Origin of the sequence: Nonomuraea rubra, assembly GCF_014207985.1 — a bacterium.
GTDB lineage: Bacteria > Actinomycetota > Actinomycetes > Streptosporangiales > Streptosporangiaceae > Nonomuraea > Nonomuraea rubra.
This window is the reverse complement of record NZ_JACHMI010000001.1, coordinates 6743218-6759186: the sequence shown is the minus strand read 5'-3', so window position 1 is coordinate 6759186 and position 15969 is coordinate 6743218. Positions and strand designations below refer to the sequence as shown.

The 15969-nt window shown below is 72.3% G+C and carries 12 protein-coding genes and 1 pseudogene; 8 read left to right on the top strand and 5 right to left on the bottom strand.

Annotated elements, in window-relative coordinates:
• Position 1: 1 nt before the first annotated feature.
• Positions 2-1315 (bottom strand): purine-cytosine permease family protein, encoded by a 1314-nt coding sequence (locus HD593_RS30855; protein WP_185105501.1) that lies wholly within the window; start codon positions 1313-1315, stop codon positions 2-4.
• Positions 1316-1444: 129 nt separating this feature from the next.
• On the bottom strand, positions 1445-2623 hold the full coding sequence (locus HD593_RS30850) for a cysteine desulfurase-like protein (RefSeq protein WP_185105500.1): 1179 nt from the start codon (positions 2621-2623) through the stop codon (positions 1445-1447).
• A 9-nt stretch (positions 2624-2632) separates the two neighbouring features.
• On the opposite strand from HD593_RS30850, the gene HD593_RS30845 reads away from it, so the two are divergent.
• Genes HD593_RS30845 through HD593_RS30835 form a run of 3 tightly spaced genes read left to right on the top strand, consistent with a single transcriptional unit; the run spans position 2633 to position 6258 of the window.
• Positions 2633-3682, top strand: a complete 1050-nt coding sequence (locus HD593_RS30845; RefSeq protein WP_185105499.1) for a winged helix DNA-binding domain-containing protein — start codon at positions 2633-2635, stop codon at positions 3680-3682.
• A 25-nt stretch (positions 3683-3707) separates the two neighbouring features.
• Positions 3708-5138, top strand: a complete 1431-nt coding sequence (locus tag HD593_RS30840) for a WS/DGAT/MGAT family O-acyltransferase (RefSeq protein ID WP_185105498.1) — start codon at positions 3708-3710, stop codon at positions 5136-5138.
• A 16-nt stretch (positions 5139-5154) separates the two neighbouring features.
• Positions 5155-6258 (top strand): winged helix DNA-binding domain-containing protein, encoded by a 1104-nt coding sequence (locus tag HD593_RS30835; RefSeq protein WP_185105497.1) that lies wholly within the window; start codon positions 5155-5157, stop codon positions 6256-6258.
• A 35-nt stretch (positions 6259-6293) separates the two neighbouring features.
• On the opposite strand, the gene HD593_RS30830 is transcribed toward HD593_RS30835, so the two are convergent.
• Positions 6294-6953 (bottom strand): TetR/AcrR family transcriptional regulator, encoded by a 660-nt coding sequence (locus HD593_RS30830; RefSeq protein ID WP_185105496.1) that lies wholly within the window; start codon positions 6951-6953, stop codon positions 6294-6296.
• 149 nt (positions 6954-7102) lie between these two features.
• On the opposite strand from HD593_RS30830, the pseudogene HD593_RS30825 reads away from it, so the two are divergent.
• The 5 genes and pseudogenes from HD593_RS30825 to HD593_RS30805 all read left to right on the top strand — a co-directional run.
• Positions 7103-8065 (top strand): annotated as a pseudogene (locus HD593_RS30825) (RNA polymerase sigma factor); the annotation flags it as partial.
• Positions 8066-8235: 170 nt separating this feature from the next.
• Positions 8236-9003: a class I SAM-dependent methyltransferase gene (locus HD593_RS30820; RefSeq protein ID WP_185105494.1), complete on the top strand. Its 768-nt coding sequence runs from the start codon at positions 8236-8238 to the stop codon at positions 9001-9003.
• Positions 9004-9205: 202 nt separating this feature from the next.
• Positions 9206-10153, top strand: a complete 948-nt coding sequence (gene add, locus HD593_RS30815; RefSeq protein ID WP_185105493.1) for an adenosine deaminase — start codon at positions 9206-9208, stop codon at positions 10151-10153.
• Complete coding sequence (locus HD593_RS30810) at positions 10150-10974, top strand: TIGR02569 family protein (RefSeq protein WP_221525071.1); 825 nt, start codon at positions 10150-10152, stop codon at positions 10972-10974. Before add ends, HD593_RS30810 begins: the two co-directional genes overlap by 4 nt.
• Positions 10975-11063: 89 nt before the next feature.
• Positions 11064-11546 (top strand): nuclear transport factor 2 family protein, encoded by a 483-nt coding sequence (locus HD593_RS30805; protein ID WP_185105492.1) that lies wholly within the window; start codon positions 11064-11066, stop codon positions 11544-11546.
• Here the strand turns inward: HD593_RS30805 and HD593_RS30800 are convergent.
• Positions 11497-13518 carry a beta-galactosidase gene (locus HD593_RS30800; protein ID WP_246546801.1) on the bottom strand — a complete coding sequence of 674 codons (2022 nt, stop codon included), beginning with the start codon at positions 13516-13518 and terminating at the stop codon, positions 11497-11499. The two genes, HD593_RS30805 and HD593_RS30800, sit on opposite strands and share 50 nt — an antisense overlap.
• A 22-nt stretch (positions 13519-13540) precedes the next feature.
• Entirely contained in the window at positions 13541-15847 is a 2307-nt protein-coding gene (locus HD593_RS30795) for a beta-xylosidase/alpha-l-arabinosidase (RefSeq protein ID WP_185105491.1), read from the bottom strand.
• Between the last annotated feature and the right edge of the window lie 122 nt (positions 15848-15969).

Here is a 15969-nt window from a genome sequence, read left to right as displayed (position 1 = left end):
CTCAGACCCGCACCCGCTCGGTACGGCCGGCCCCCACGCCCCGCACCAGCCCCAGCCTCCCCGCCACCACGTACAGCACGAACGCGACGACCAGCGAGTTGATGCTGCCGAGCCCGACCTCCACGAACCTGCCCACCAGGGCCGCCACCAGCCAGATCACCAGCGTGGCCGGCACCCAGGCCGGCGCCTGCTCGGGCAGCCGCCCGCCGGCCCTGGCGGCCTCCAGGTCGCCGCGCCAGCGCCGGACCACGAAGTACTCGGCCACCATGATCCCGGCGATCGGCGGGAACGCCACGCCGAGCAGCGTCAGGAACTCGGTGAAGGCGTCCAGGATGCCCGCCGCGGCCAGCACGCTGCCCACGACGCCGATCAGCGCGGTGGCCAGGCCGCGGTGCACGCGCCTGCCGAAGACGGTGCCGACGAAGTTCACCAGGCCGAGGCCGGAGGAGTAGAGGTTCCAGTCGTTGATCTTCACGGTGCCCGCGACGATCACCAGGATGCCGACCCAGCCGACCGACGAGGTGACGATGGTGGTGATCTCGCTGGTGCCGACGGCGTGCGCGAGCAGCACGCCGGCCATGCCGATGACGTACTCGCCGAGCGTGACGCCGACCACCGTCTGCTTGACCACGTCGGCGACGCTGCGGTTGAACCGGGTCATGTCCGGCGTGATGATCGAGCCCACGATGAACCCGCCCGCGACCAGAGTCGTGCCCTCCAGCAGGCTGAGCTGCGGGCCGGGCGGGGCCGAGGCCATCAGCGCGCCCACGTCGTGCCGGGACAGCTCGCTGATGATCGACCAGCCGACCAGGACGAGGAACGCGGGCACGGTGACGTAGGCCGTCCACGCCATGGAGCCGAACCCCCACAGCACGATCGAGGTGACCACCAGCCCGAACACCAGCGACCAGCCCCACTCGGGCAGCCCGCCCACCAGCGCGGCCAGCCCCTGCGCGGAGACCGCCGACTGGATGCCGAACCAGCCCACGAGGCTGATCCCGATCGCCAGCCCGATCAGCGCCGACCCGGACCTGCCGAACCCCGTCCAGCGGGCCAGCATGGAGGTGGACAGCCCCTCCCGCATGCCGATGACGCCGACGAAGACGGCGACCACCTCGAGGATGACGGCGCCCAGGGTGAGCGCCAGGAACGCCTCCCAGAACCCCATCCCGAAGCCGAGCGTGGCGCCGAGCAGGAACTGGCTCAGCGCGGAGACCTGGCCGAACCGCTGAACGGCGACCGACCACCAGGAGTAGCGGGCGCTCTGGGGGACCCTGGTGAGCGCGTAATCGTCGACACCGACGGCTGAGGCCATGCCGGGCTCCTTCGCAGGCGGGGGTGTTGCTTAGCCGCCCACCATAGGCGCTGGTCAAGAGCATGTCAGTGGTGAAATCCCACAGCCGGCACGGCCTCACCGTGCATCATGCACACCCGGGTCCGGGGGTCACGCCAGGGCGGCCACCCCCTCCAGGAGGCGGTCCACGTCCGAGCGGTCGTTGTAGTGCACCAGGCCCGCGCGGACCGCGCTGCCCGTGTCGCGGATGCCGAGCGCGCCGGTCAGCTCCCAGGCGTAGCTGTGGCCGCTCCACACGTTCACGCGCAGCCTGGCCAGGTGCTCGGCCACCTGGCGCGGGGCGTGGCCTGCCACGTTGAAGTACGCGGTGGCGGTGCGCCTGGCCGGCTTGCCGTACACGGTGACGTGCGGCATCGTCTCCAGGCCCGCGACCAGCACCGCGAACAGTGCCAGCTCGTGCTCCTCCGCGGCGGCCATCGAGGTGAGCAGGCGCTCGCGGCGGTTGCCGGTGCCCGGCACCATGGCGGCGAGGTGGTCCACGGCGGCGGTCACGCCGTCGAGGTCGGCGAACGGCAGCGTGCCCGTCTCGAACCGGTGCGGCACCGTGTCGGGGGAGGAGGCCAGCTTGTCGGGCCTGATCGTCTCCAGCAGCGCCGGGTCGGCGACCACGGCGCCGATGTGCGGGCCCGACCACTTGTAGGCGCTGGTGGCGTAGAGGTCGGCCCCCAGCGCCCGCATGTCCACGGGGCCGTGCGGGGTGGCGTGCACGCCGTCCACGTACATGAGAGCGCCCGCCCGGTGCGCCAGCTCGGCGATGGCGGGCACGTCGGGCCGGGTGCCGAGGATGTTGCTGGCCGCCGTGACGGCGACGACCCTGGTCCGCTCGTTGATCAGGCCGGCGTATTGCTCGACGGGCAGCTCGCCGGTGACCGGGTCCACCTCGGCCCAGCGTACGGTGGCGCCGGTCTGCGTCCAGGGCCGTACGTTGGCGTCGTGGTCCAGCCGGGAGAGCACCACCTCGTCACCCGGGCCTGCCAGGGCCCTGGACAGGCGGTAGGTGAGGGTGGTCATGTTCGGGCCGAGGATCACGCCGTCGGGGTGGCCGCCGACCAGGTCGGCCACGGCGGCGCGGCAGGCGGCCACGATGGCGTCGGAGCGGTGGCTGGCGGGGAAGGCGCCGCCGACGTTGCCGATCCCCGTCCTGTAGGCGGTGGCGATGGCGTCGATCACGGGCCGGGGGGTCTGCGTGCCGGCGGCGCCGTCGAGGTAGGCGTATCCGTCGGCCAGGGCGGGGTACGTGGCGCGTACCTCTTTAATGGGGAAAGGCATGATATGTAGATGCTCAACCTTCGCGACCTCAACCGTGCCACCCTGGCCCGTCAGCACCTGCTCTCCCGCTACGAGGGGGACGTGGCCGACGTGGTGCACCGGCTCGTGGGGTTGCAGGCGCAGGAGCCGCGCCCGCCGTACCTCGGGGTGTGGACGCGGCTGGCCGGGTTCGAGCGCGACGACCTGCACGCGGCGCTGCACGCGCGCACGCTGGTGCGCGCCACCCTGTGGCGGGCCACGCTGCACCTGGTGACGGCCGCCGACTTCGCGGCGTTCCGGCCGCTGGTGGCGCCGACGCTGGCCGCGGCGGCGCGCCGCTTCGACGGGGTCGACCTCGACGCGGTCGCGGCCGCCGCGGAACGGCTGCTCGCAGCGGGGCCCATGACGTTCAACGAGCTGCGGCCCCGGCTGCTGGAGGAGTTCCCCGGCGGGTACGACCGGGCGCTCGGGTACGCCGCCCGCATGCTCACCCCGCTGGTCATCGAGCCGACGCAGGACCGCTGGAGCTACCCGCGCGACCCGGCGTTCGGCCTGCCCGGCCTCCCGATGGCGCCCGCGGACACGCCCGCCCTGATCGAGCGCTACCTGGCCGCGTTCGGCCCCGCCACCCCCGCCGACGTGCAGACCTGGTCGGGGCTCGGCCGGCTGCGCGAGGTCATGGCCGGCATGGACCTGGAACGGCTGACCGACGACACCGGGCGCGAGCTGTTCGACCTGCCAGGCGCGCCCCGGCCCGGCGGCGACGTGCCCGCCCCCGTACGGTTCCTGCCCGACTTCGACACGCTGATCCTCGGCCACGCCGACCGCACCCGCGTGCTGGCCGACGAGCACAAGGGCTTCGTCACCACCAAAAACCTGCGGGTACGGGCCGTCTACCTGGTGGACGGCTTCGCGGCCGGGACCTGGCAGATCAAGCGCTCGGGCAAGAAGGCCAGGCTGCTCGTCACCCCGTTCGGCGAGACGGACCTGGGCCCGCTGGAGGAGGAGGGCCTGCGCCTGCTCGCCTTCGCCGAGCCCGACGCCACGTCACTGGCTCTTGAAGCGGCGGACGCCGTCTGATTGGTTCGGTGGCGGAGGTGTGACGATGCCGCAGCTGACCGCCCTGGACGCGCAGTTCCTCCATTTCGAGACCGCCACCAACATCGCCAACATCGCCGGCCTGGCCATCCTGGACGGCGATCTGAACCGGGCCGACCTGCAGGGCCTGCTCGAACGCAAGCTCCCGTACGTGCCCGCGCTACGGCGCCGGCTGGCCACCGTGCCGCTGGGGCTGGACCACCCGTACTGGGTGCAGGAGGACGATCTCGACCTCGACTACCACGTACGCGAGATCGGCCTGCCGCCGCCGGGCGACGACCGGCAGCTGGCCGACCAGGTCTCGCGCCTGCACGCCCGGCGGCTCGACCGCGGCCGCCCGCTGTGGGAGATCTACCTGATCCACGGGCTGTCCGGCGGGCGCATGGGCCTCTACACGAAGATCCACCACGCGGCCGTGGACGGCATCGGCGGCGCCGACGTGCTGGCCGCGCTGCTCGACCTCACCCCCGAGCCCGCGCCGCCGCCCCCGTTCCCGCCCGAGCGGGACGAGCCGCCGCCCGCGCCGCTGGCCATGGTGGCGCGCGGGCTGGCCAGGCTGGCGGGCAACCCCGCCGGCGCCGTGCGGTTCGCCGCCCGTGCCGTACCGCACCTGGACGAGATCCCCGTCGTGTCGTGGATCCCCGGCACCGCGGCCGTCTCCGGGCTCGCCCGCCGCCTGGCCGGCAGCGGCCGGGCGCCCGACCTGCCGGCGCTGCCCGCGCCCAGGACGCCGTTCAGCGGGCCGCTGTCCGGGCACCGCCGCTTCGCGTTCGTGTCGCTGCCGCTGGAGGAGATCAAGCAGGTGCGCAAGGCGTTCGGGGTCACGGTCAACGACGTGGTCATGACCGTGTGCGCCGGCGCGCTGCGGGCGTGGCTGGCCCGCCACGGCGGGGTGCCGCGGCAGCCGCTGGTGGCCGGGGTGCCGTTCTCGCTGCGTGCCGTGGGGGAGGAGGGGCCGGGCAACCAGGTGGCGATCATGACGGCGCCGCTGGCCGTCCACGTCGCCGACCCCGCCGCGCGGCTGCACCACGTGCGGCACGCCATGCACCGGATCAAGGACAGGTTCTCGCTGGCGCCCGCGCGGTGGCTGCGCGAGTTCAGCGAGTCGATGCCCGCCGCCCTCATGGGGCTGGCCTCGCGCTCGGCGTTCGCGCTGGTCGGACAGGCCGCGCCGCCGATCAACGTGATCATCTCGAACGTGCCGGGCCCCCAGTTCCCCCTGTACGTGTGCGGCGCGCGGCTGCTGTGCCACTTCCCCGTCTCGGTGATCACCGAGGTGAGCGGGGGCGTGAACATGACGGCCTTCTCCTACGACGGCTCGCTCGACATCGGGATCGTCACCGACAGGGAGATGGTGCCGGACGCCTGGGAGCTTGCCGGGCACCTGCGCGACGCCCTGGAGGAGCTGCGCAACGCGGAAGGAGACTTGCCGCAATAGTTCCTACGCTGCTCGTATGACGCAGACCCCCGAGCTCGGCCTCCGCGTACTCAACCGCACCACCCTGGAACGGCAGCTCCTGCTGAACCGGTCCGGGATGTCCGCCGCCCAGGCCGTCGAGCGCCTGGTCGCGGTGCAGGGACAGGAGATCGACGCCCCGTACATCGGGCTCTGGACCCGCCTGGCCTCCTTCACCCAGGACGACCTGGCCTCGCTCCTGTACGGCAGGCAGGTGGTGCGGGGCTCGCTGCTGCGCGGGACCCAGCACCTGACGCTGGCCGACGACTACGTCTGGATCCGGCCGCTGGTGCAGGTGATCCTCTCCCGTACCCGGCAGGCGGCGTTCGGGCGGCTGATGCGCGGGGTGGACGTGGCGGAGCTCGCGGAGCTGGCGCGCGGGCACCTGGCCGGGCGCACGCTCACCCGGCCGCAGATCCGCGACCTGCTGCGGGAGCGGTGGCCCGAGGTCGACCCGACGGCGCTGGGCTGGTCGGCGCAGGCGATGCTGCCGGTCGTGCACACGCCGCCGAACGGGATCTGGGGGAAGGGCGGGCCGACGCCGTTCACGCTGGCGGAAGAGTGGCTGGGGCGGCCGCTGGAGCCGGCGCCGGCGGTGGAGCGGCTGGTGGCGCGGTACCTGGCGGCGTTCGGGCCGGCGAGCGTGATGGACGTGCAGATGTGGTCGGGCCTGACGCGGCTGCGCGGGGTCATGGAGGCGATGCCCGGCCTCCGCCGTTATCACGATATTTCCGGACGTGTCCTCTACGACCTGGCGGACGCGCCGCTCGCCGACGCCGACACGCCCGCGCCCGTACGCTTCCTGCCCTGGTTCGACAACCTCATCGTCGCCTTCGCCGACCGGAGCCGGATGATGACCGCCGAGCAGCGCAAGGCGGTGTGCGTGGGAGCGGTCGTCTATCCCACCTTCCTCGTCGACGGAACTGTCGGTGGCGTGTGGGACCTTAAGGACGGTGTGCTGACCCTCGAGCCCTTCCGGGCGTTGCCGGACGAGGTGATGGGGGAGCTGGCCGCGGAGGGGGCCCGGCTGATGGCGTTCGCCGGGGTGGGGGAGGGGGAGATCGTATGGTCGTCGCCCGGGAGTTCCGTGACCGCGCCGTAAGGAGGTCGGGAAGGTTGTCGCGTGCGTGTTCCGGCTCAGCGGATGGCGTAGTCGCCGATGGCGGGCTCCAGCAGCTCGAAGACGCGGCGCGCCAGCTCGCCGAGCGCGGCGGCGATGCCGTCCTCGTCCACCTCGTCCACCTCGTCCGCCTCGCCCGCCTCGCCCGCCAGCATGCGGGCCTGCAGTTCACGGAAGAGCAGCCGATCCGCCGCCGCGAGCTGCGCCGCCACGGCCCGCGCCGCGACCGGATCCCCCGGCGCCTCCTGCGCGAGCTGCCGGGCCAGGGCCTCCTCCCGCTGGTCGTGCAGGTCGCGCAGGCGCGCCACCAGGGTGGGGCTGTCGGCGACCATCCTGGCGAAGTCCCGCCCGGTGAACCCGATGACCGGGTCCCGCCGCTCCAGCGCCGCCAGATACACCCGCCGCACGGCCCCGAGCGCCGACTCCCCGGCCGGGCGGCGCGCGACCGTCTCCGCGAGGCCCGCCGCGAACTCCTCGTGGTGGTCGAGGGCGAGGTCCTCCTTGCGCGGGAAGTAGTTGGTCACGGTCATCTTGGCGACCCGGGCGGCGGCCGCGATGTCCGCGATCGTCGTCCGGTCGAAGCCACGTTCCAGGAACAGTTGGGTAGCGTGGTCAGAGATGGCCTGCCGGGTCTCTCGCTTCTTCTGTTCCCTCAACCCCAAGGTGCCGGTGCTCATGGCCCCAGTCTTCCACAAAAAGTTAGGTTCGACCTTATTTTAGGTTGACCATCTCTTCGAGGTCACCTAAAGTTAGGTGCGACCTAATTTTAGGCCGCCGTCCATCATCCAAAGCGAGCGAGGAGAGAGTTTTGTCCCAAGCAGCAGAGGTTCTCGAACTGGACGACACCAGCGCCGAGGCGGGCGCCGACGGTGGCGCGGCCGTCGGCGCCGACTCGGTCAAGGCCTACCTGAAGGAGATCGGCCGCGTACCCCTGCTCACCGCCGAGCAGGAGATCGACCTCGCCAAGCGCATCGAGGCCGGGCTGTTCGCCAGGGAGCGGCTCGACACCGAGCCGGACCTGCCGCACGAGCTGCGCGCCGACCTCGAATGGATCGCCGACGACGGCCTGCGCGCCAAGCGCCGCATGCTGGAGGCCAACCTGCGGCTCGTGGTCTCCATCGCCAAGCGCTACACCGGCCGCGGCATGCTCTTCCTGGACCTGATCCAGGAGGGGAACCTGGGGCTGATCAGGACGATCGAGAAGTTCGACTACCAGCTCGGCTACAAGTTCTCCACGTACGCCACCTGGTGGATCAAGCAGGCCATCACCCGGGCCATGGCCGACCAGGCGCGCACGATCCGCATCCCCGTCCACATGGTCGAGCTGATCAACAAGGTCGCGCGGGTGCAGCGGCGGCTGCAGAGCGACCTCGGGCGCGAGCCCACCCCCGAGGAGATCGCCAAGGAGAGCGAGCTCGACGTCGACCGCGTCCTCGAGGTCCAGCGGTACGGTCGCGAGCCGATCTCCCTGCACACGCCGCTGGGGGAGGAGGGCGACAGCGAGTTCGGCGACCTCATCGAGGACACCGAGGCGGTCTCGCCGGCGGACGCGGTCTCGTTCACGCTGCTCCAGCAGCAGCTCAGGGCCCTGCTCGACCAGCTCTCCGAGCGCGAGGCGGGCGTGATCAGCATGCGCTACGGCCTCACGGACGGCAAGCCCATGACGCTCGACGAGATCGGCCGCATCTACGGCGTCACCCGCGAGCGCATCCGCCAGATCGAGGCCAAGACCATGTCCAAGCTCCGCCACCCGTCCCGCTCCCTGGCCCTGCGCGAGTACCTGAGCTGAGCGGCCCCCTGAGACGGCGCGCACGCCCGCCATGGCCCCCTCCTCAACCCCTCGCGGGGCGGCAGAGGAGGGAGGCGAGCGGCCGGTGACAGAAAGGCTGCGCAAACGGGAAATCAAGAGTGTCGCGACAGCCCTATGGCCGCCCGCACCCCTGACCTAGATTCCAAGGCGTGAAACGCTCCCGATCGAGCCTCGTCCACCAAGCGACGTACGCCGTCAAGAACCCACACAAGATCGTCCCCCACCTGCGGCGCCTGGCCCGCGACACGTGGTTCAGGCTGCGTACGCGGGACCACGTCGGCTACTACCGCGCCGTCATGAAGTCCGACACGGCTCGCGACCCCGAGGGCGCCGTCGGCTCGCACACCCACAAGCGGTGGCTGGCGCTGGGCCGCATGCAGTTCGACTACCTGGTGGAGCACGGCCTGAAGCCCGAATGCCGGATGCTGGAGATCGGCTGCGGCAACCTGCGGGCCGGCCACCTGTTCATCGACTACCTGCACACCGGCAACTACTACGGCATCGACATCTCGCCCGACATCCTCATGGCCGCCCAGAACACGATCGTCCAGCACGGCCTGGCGGACAAGCTGCCCTACCTCACTCCCGTACGCGACCTGCGCTTCGCCTTCCTGCCCGACGCGCACTTCGACGTCGTGCACGCGCACAGCGTCTTCTCGCACTCCCCGCTGGACGTGATCGAGGAGTGCTTCGCCCACGTGGGCAGGGTCATGAAGCCCGGCGCGTGGTTCGACTTCACCTTCGACCGCACCGAGGGCAGGGAGCACCAGGTCCTGCGGGAGGACTTCTACTACCGCACCGAGACGCTCGTCGCGCTGGCCGGCAGGTACGGCTTCGACGCGGCGTTCATGGACGACTGGGAACGGCTGCCGCACAAGCAGTCGAAGCTCCGCCTCACCAAGCGGCCACTCGCCTAGGGGCGGCACGCGGCGATCCACCGGTGGGGGCGGGCCCGGCGTCTGCCACACCCGCGCGGCGTCGTGCCGGCGGAACCGGGGATGGGCCAGGCCGGGGACGCCGTGAACCAGCACCACGGTCCTCCCGGCAAGGGTCCCGTCTGCGACCGTACGCCGGAAATTGAGCTGCGGGCGGCCCGGGCGGCTCATAGGGTGGTCGCACGTGAGAGACGTACGGACGTTGCCCAAGGCCCACCTGCACGTACACCTGGAGAGCACCGTACGGCCGGCGACCGTGCGCGAGTGGGGCGGCCCGCCGGAGCCCGAGGGTGGTTTCACCACCTTCAGGCAGTTCGCCGACCAGCGGGCCAAGGTGCGCGAGCTGCTGACCACGGCCGACCGGTTCAGGCGGGTCGCGGTGGAGTTCTGCGCCGACGAGGCCGCCCAGGGCACCCGGTACGTCGAGGTCACGTTCACGGCGGCGTCGCACGGCGAGCGCGTCGGGGATCCGGAGATGCCGCTGGAGGCGGTGCTCGACGGGCTGGCCGAGGGGCAGGCCAGGTTCGGGATCGAGTGCCGGGTGCTGCTCGACCACTCCAGGCGGCGGCCGGTGGAGCGGATGTGGCAGACGTACAAGCTGGCCCTGCGCCACGAGCGGGTGATCGGCATCGGCGTGGCGGGCGAGGAGAGCTACCCGCTGGCGCCGTTCGCGCAGGTGTGCGACGCGGCCAGGGACGCCGGGCTGCACCTGGTGCACCACGCGGGGGAGGCGGCGGGCGCCGCCAGCATCCGGGAGGCGATCGAGGTGGGGCACGCCGAGCGGCTCGGGCACGGCATCCGGGTGCTCGACGACGCCGCGCTGGTGGCCGAGGTGCGCGAGCGCGGCCTCCCGCTGGAGGTCTGCCCGTTCTCGAACGTGCTGCTCGGGCTCGTGCCGTCGCTCGCCGAGCACCCGCTGCCCCGGCTGCGGGAGGCGGGGCTGGCCGTCACGGTCAACACGGACGGGGAGACGGCGCTGGGGGAGGAGTACCTGCGGCTGCGGGAGGTCTTCGGCTATGGGGACGCGGAGCTCGCCGGGTTCGCCAGGGCGTCGATCGACGCGTCGTTCGCGCCGGAGGAGCTGAAGGCGCGGCTCAGGACGGACGTGGACACCTGGCTCGCGACCTCGTGACCGCCACCGCCTTCACCGGGGACGGGCCGCCGCCCGCCGGCATCCTGGCCGCCTACGGGGTGGCCGGGGCCGAGCCGGTCTGGATGGGAGGCGCGTGGCGGGCCGGGACCGTGGTGCTCAAGCGGGCCGGCTTCCTTCCCGAAGCCCTCTGGCGGGCCGACGTCCTCGCCACCCTGCCCGGCTCGCCCGCCTTCCGGGTGGCCCGTCCCGTGCCGGCGGCGGACGGCGGCGGGTGGGTGACGCGGGGCTGGGAGGCGTACCGGCTCGTGCCGGGCGAGCCGGACGTGCGCAGGCAGGACGACGTGCTCCGCGCCGCCGCAGCCTTCCACGAGGCGATCGCGCACCTGCCCAGACCGTCCTTCCTGGACGAACGCGACGACCCCTGGTCCCGCGGCGACCGGGTGGCGTGGGAGGAACTGCCGGCCCCGTCCGGCGCGGCGGGGCTGCTGGAGCCCCTGATCCGGGCACGCCGCCCGGTCGATCTCCCGTCGCAGGCGGTGCACGGGGACCTGCCGGGCAACGTGCTGTTCGCCGAGGGCCTGCCGCCGGCGATCATCGACTGGCCGCTCTACTGGCGGCCCCCGTCGTGGGCGGCGGCGGTCGCGGTCGCCGACGCCCTGTGCTGGTACGGCGCCCCGCCCGCGCTGGCCGCCCGCTGGGCCCACCTGCCGGAGTGGGGCCAGATGCTGGTACGCGCCCTGATCTACCGGATCGCCACCCACGACACGGCACACGGCCCGGCCGGCTGGACACCCGGCCGGCTCGCCGCCTACCGGCCGGCCATCGAGATCGCGACCGCGTACGCGGAGCAGGCCCTTTAGCCGCCCGGATCGGGGCCGGACGGGCAGGAGGTGACCAGGTCCGAAAACAGCCGGTCCAGGCCCGCGCCCGCTGCCTAGACTCCCTCGGCATGACCTCCGAGCAGAGCCGTGACCTGGTCCGGCGCGCCTGGCGATCGTTCTCGTCCAGGGACGCGGACACGATCGCCGCCTTCTTCACCGCGGACGCCGAATGGCTGGCCCCGGCGGGCAACGCGACCGCCACCGCCCTCGGCGGGCCGTCCCACATGGTGGGCAGGGACGCCATCACCCGCTTCCTGGCCGTCGACTTCCACCGCCTGTTCGTGGCGGACGTGTCGCTGGACTTCCGCGGCTTCTACGCCGACGGCGACGTGGTGGTCGTGGAGGAGACCATGACGGCCACGCCGGCCGGCGGCGGCAGCTACCGCAACGACTACTGCTTCGTCTTCGAGCTGCGCGACGGCCGCATCCACCGCGTACGCGAGTACCTGGACACGGCCGCCGGCCACCGCATGCTCGGCGGCAGCGCTCCCGCTCAGCCCGTCACGCGCGAGCGATCTGGACCACCGCCGCGCCCAGCGGCGCCAGCGTGACCTCGCCCGGCACCGCCTGGCCGGTGAGCAGGTCCGTCCCCTCCCCTCCGACGGGGACGGACGCGCCCGCCTCGGCGCTGTGGTTGAGCAGGAACACGTACTCGTGGGCGTCGTCACCCCGCACGGTGCACTCCACGTGCGCGGGAACCCCTTCGAAGCGCGAGCGCACGCCCGCCTCCTCGACGACCCGCGCCACGGTGGTGTCGAACGCGTCCTGCTCCAGCAGCGTCGCGAAGTAGACGACACGCCCGGCGCCGTAGGCGTTCTCGACCACGGCGGCCCGCCCCTCCAGCAGCCCGTCCGCGTACGTGGCCAGCGCCTTGCCCGACTCCAGGTGCAGGTCGTCGCGCCACCACGTCGCCGTAGCGCGCCGCCCGTCGGCGAACGTCACGGCGAACTCCTCGTGCGGCCGCGCCGGCCAGTACTCGTCGATCTTGGCGCCGATGAGCTCGCGGAACGCCCCCGGGTAGCCGTTCGGCCTGACCCGGTTGTCGGCGTCCACGACGCCGGAGAAGAACGACATGATCACGGTCCCGCCGTTCCGGGCGAACTCGTGGACGCGCGCGGCGGCCTCGTCGTCGATCAGGTACGCGTTCGGCACGATCAGCACCTTGTACCCGTCCAGCGGCGAGGCGTGGCCCACCACGTCCACGGCGTGATGGCGTTCCCACAGCGGCGTGTAGTGCCGCATGACGGTGTCGGTGTAGCTGAAATCGGAGCGCGGCAGGCCGAAGACCTCCTCCAGGCCCCACCAGCCGTCCCAGTCGAACATGATCGCGATGTCCGACCGCGACCGGGTGCCGGCGACCGGGGCGAGCAGCTTGACCTCGCGGCCCAGGTCGGTGATCTCCCTGAACGTGCGCGAGCCGGGCCCGGAGTGCGGCAGCATCGCCGAGTGGAAGCGCTCCTGGCCGCCGCGGCTGGCCCGCCACTGGAAGAACATCACCGAGTCGGCCGCCCGCGACACCGCCTGCAGCGAGCCGAGCCGCATCCGCCCCGGCTCCTTGACGATGTTGAGCTGCCACTGGCTGACCGCGCTGCTCGACTGCTCCATCAGCATCCACGGCTGCCCGCCCTTGAGTGAGCGGAACAGGTCGTAGTTGAAGGCCGCCGAGACGTGGGAGTCGGCGTCGGCCGGGTTCGGGTAGATGTCGAGCGCGGCGGCGTCCTCCTCCGGCGCCCACTTCCAGTAGTCGGCGTGGCGGAAGAAGCGCATGAAGTTGGTCATGACCGGGATGTCGTCGCGGAAGGAGCGCACGATGTCCCGCTCGGCGACGTAGCACTCCAGCAGCGCGTCGGAGGTGAAGCGCTTGAAGTCGAGCCGGCGGGTGGGGTTCATCCAGGTGCGCGGGATGTGCGGGACGTCCACCTGCTCCCAGTCGGTGTAGACCTGGCCCCAGAAGCGGGTCGTCCACGCCTCGTTCAGCCGGTCGAGGGTGCCGTACCTGCGCTTCAGCCACGTGCGGAAGTTGGCGGCGGCGGCCGGGCCGTAGGAGGTGGGGCCGTACTCGTTGCTGATGTGCCACATCGCCAGCGCCGGGTGGAAGGAGTAGCGCTCGGCCAGCTTGGTGGTGATCCGGGCCGCGTACTCGCGGTAGATCGGCGACGACGGGTCGTACTGCATGCGGTTGCCGAAACCGAACGGGTGCCCGTCCTCCCTGATGGGGAACACCTCGGGGTGCAGGTGGGTCAGCCAGACGGGCGGCGCGGCCGTGGGGGTGGCCAGGTTGACGCTGATGCCGTTCTCGTGGAGGAGATCCATGATCTCGTCCATCCAGCCGAACTCGTACGTGCCGGGTTCGGGCTCCAGCGAGGCCCACGCGAACACGCCCAGGCTGACGGTGTTCACGCCGGCCTCGCGCATCAGCCGGACGTCCTCCTGCCACACCTCGCGGTCCCACTGCTCGGGGTTGTAGTCGCCGCCGAACGCGAAACCACCCACCCGCCGCCGGAAACTCTCCATGCGCGACATGCCCGACATACCACTGCTCCCGTTAGTTGTGATCTTCAATGGAAACGTCCGTCAGGCGGCGCTCGGAGCCGGTGAACGCGTACACCGGGCCGGTCAGCGTGACCGTCAGCTCGTCGACCACGTCCGCGGCGGAGCGGCGTACGGACAGGCCGATCTCGCCGGGCTCGACCACGCGCCGCCCGTCCCTGCCGGTGAACGACAGCAGCCGGGCCGGCACGTCGAACGTGACCCTCGCGGCGGCGCCGGGCGCCAGCTCGACCCGGGCGTAGCCGGCGAGCTGGGCGAGGGGGCGGGTGACGGAGGCGATCCGGTCGGTGGCGTACACCTGGACGACCTCCGCGCCGGCCCGGTCGCCGGCGTTGCGCACCACCACCGAGCACCGGATCGGCTGCCCGGCCGGCACCTCGGCGTCGGCGGTGAAACCGGCGTACTCGAAGCTGGTGTAGCTCAGGCCGTGCCCGAAGGGCAGGACGGGGGCGGGGTCGAGGTTGCTGACCGAACTGGCCGCGCCCAGCCGCGGGTGCAGGTAGCTGTACGGCTGGCCGGCGGTGCCGCGCGGCATGCTCATCGGCAGCCGGCCCGAGGGGTTCACGGCACCGCTGAGCACGCGGGCGATCGCCCCGGCGCCCTCCTCGCCGGGGAAGTACGCCTGCACGACCGCGGCGGCGCCCTCGACGATCGACGGCACGGCGTACGCGCGGCCCGTCATCAGCACCACCACGGTCGGCGTGCCCGTGGCCAGCACCGCCTCGGCCAGCTCCCGCTGCGCGCCCGGCAGGTCGAGGCTCTCGGCGTCGCAGCCCTCGCCGGAGGTGCCCCGGCCGAACAGCCCCGACCGGTCGCCCAGCACCAGGATCGCCACGTCGGACCCGGCGGCCAGCCGGGCGGCGGCGGGGATGCCCTCGCGGTCGCCGTCGTCCACGCCGGTGCCCCTGGCCGTGCTGATCCGCGCGTCCGGCAGCTCCGCGCGCAGCGCCTCCAGCACGGTCGGGGCGGCGAGGCCGGTCTCCACGCCGGGAAAGTGCGGCAGCACGTGCTGGACGAAGGAGTAGCAGCCGAACAGCGCGGCCACGTCGTCGGCGTTCGGCCCGACGACCGCGATCCGCCGATCCCCGGACAGGGGGAGCACGCCGTCGTTGGTGAGCAGGATGACCGACTCCTCTGCCAGCCTCCTGGCCAGGTCGCGGGAGCCGGCGTCGTCGAGGTCCACGGGGCCGGACGGCTCGGGGTCGTAGTCGTCGTCCAGCAGCCCGAGCTCCGCCTTCTGCCGCAGCACGCGGCGCAGCGCCCGGTCGATCAGCGACTGCTCGATCCGCCCCTCGGCGACCGCCTCCCGCAGCGGCTCCAGGTAGGTCACGCCGGTGGGCAGCTCGACGTCGATGCCCGCGGTGAGCGCCTGGACGGCGGCGTCCCCGGCGTCCGCGGCGACCGCGTGCAGGGTGTGCAGGAACGCCACCGCGAAGTAGTCGGCGACGACCGTGCCCTCGAACCCCCACTCATCGCGCAGGATCCCGGTCAGGTAGTGGCCGTCGGCGGCGATCGGGATGCCGTCGATCTCGGCGTAGGAGTTCATCACCGAGCCGGCGCCCGCGTCGCGCACCGCGACCTCGAACGGGAACAGCAGCGTGTCGGCCACCTCGCGGGCGCCCGCGTGCACGGGGGCGAGGTTGCGGCCGGCCCTGGAGTTGGAGTAGCCGACGAAGTGCTTGAGGGTGGCGATCACGCCCGTGGACTGCAGGCCGCGCACGTAGGCGGCGCCGATCGTGGCCACCTCGTACGGGTCCTCGGAGACGCACTCCTCGACCCGGCCCCACCGCTGGTCGCGGATCACGTCGAGCACGGGGGCCAGGCCCTGGTGCACGCCGAGCGAGCGCATGCTCTCCCCGATCCTGCGGCCCATCTCCTCCACCAGCGCGGGGTCGAACGACGCGCCCCACGCCGGAGGCACCGGGTAGGTGGTGGCCCGCCACGCCGCCAGCCCCGTCAGGCACTCCTCGTGCGCGAGCGCCGGAATGCCGAGCCGCGTGCTCTCCCGCAGCCAGCGCTGCCGCGCGGCCAGCGCCGAGCGGGCCCATTCCGGCTCGACGGGCCGGGTGCCGAAATGGCGGGTGATCTGGCCGACGCCGTGCTCGGCGAACGCCTCGAACTTCACGTCCTCGCCCTGCATCGAGTCCTGCAGCGGCGCGACCACGCCCTCCTCGCGATTGACGTTCAGCCACACGCCCACGAGCTGCGCGAGCTTCTCGTCGAGCGTCATCTCCGCCAGCAGCTCCTCGACCCGCCGCGACCGGCGGTCGGCGATCTCCGGCTGCTCAACCCGTGCAGGCATACACCCTCGTTCATGCAGATCTGGGGATCGGAAAGTTTCTGGTGAACTTTCCGAAAGATTATCGTGACATTATCGATCAAGTACGGTAGGGTCCTGCTCGCAACCCTGTCAACAGCGCGTAT

Coding starts and splice junctions, on each gene's coding strand:
- HD593_RS30855 (WP_185105501.1), bottom strand. CDS start 1,315: ATGGCCTCAGCCGTCGGTGTCGACGATTACGCGCTCACCAGGGTCCCC.
- HD593_RS30850 (WP_185105500.1), bottom strand. CDS start 2,623: ATGCCTTTCCCCATTAAAGAGGTACGCGCCACGTACCCCGCCCTGGCC.
- HD593_RS30845 (WP_185105499.1), top strand. CDS start 2,633: ATGCTCAACCTTCGCGACCTCAACCGTGCCACCCTGGCCCGTCAGCAC.
- HD593_RS30840 (WP_185105498.1), top strand. CDS start 3,708: ATGCCGCAGCTGACCGCCCTGGACGCGCAGTTCCTCCATTTCGAGACC.
- HD593_RS30835 (WP_185105497.1), top strand. CDS start 5,155: ATGACGCAGACCCCCGAGCTCGGCCTCCGCGTACTCAACCGCACCACC.
- HD593_RS30830 (WP_185105496.1), bottom strand. CDS start 6,953: ATGAGCACCGGCACCTTGGGGTTGAGGGAACAGAAGAAGCGAGAGACC.
- HD593_RS30805 (WP_185105492.1), top strand. CDS start 11,064: ATGACCTCCGAGCAGAGCCGTGACCTGGTCCGGCGCGCCTGGCGATCG.
- HD593_RS30800 (WP_246546801.1), bottom strand. CDS start 13,518: ATGTCGCGCATGGAGAGTTTCCGGCGGCGGGTGGGTGGTTTCGCGTTC.
- HD593_RS30795 (WP_185105491.1), bottom strand. CDS start 15,847: ATGCCTGCACGGGTTGAGCAGCCGGAGATCGCCGACCGCCGGTCGCGG.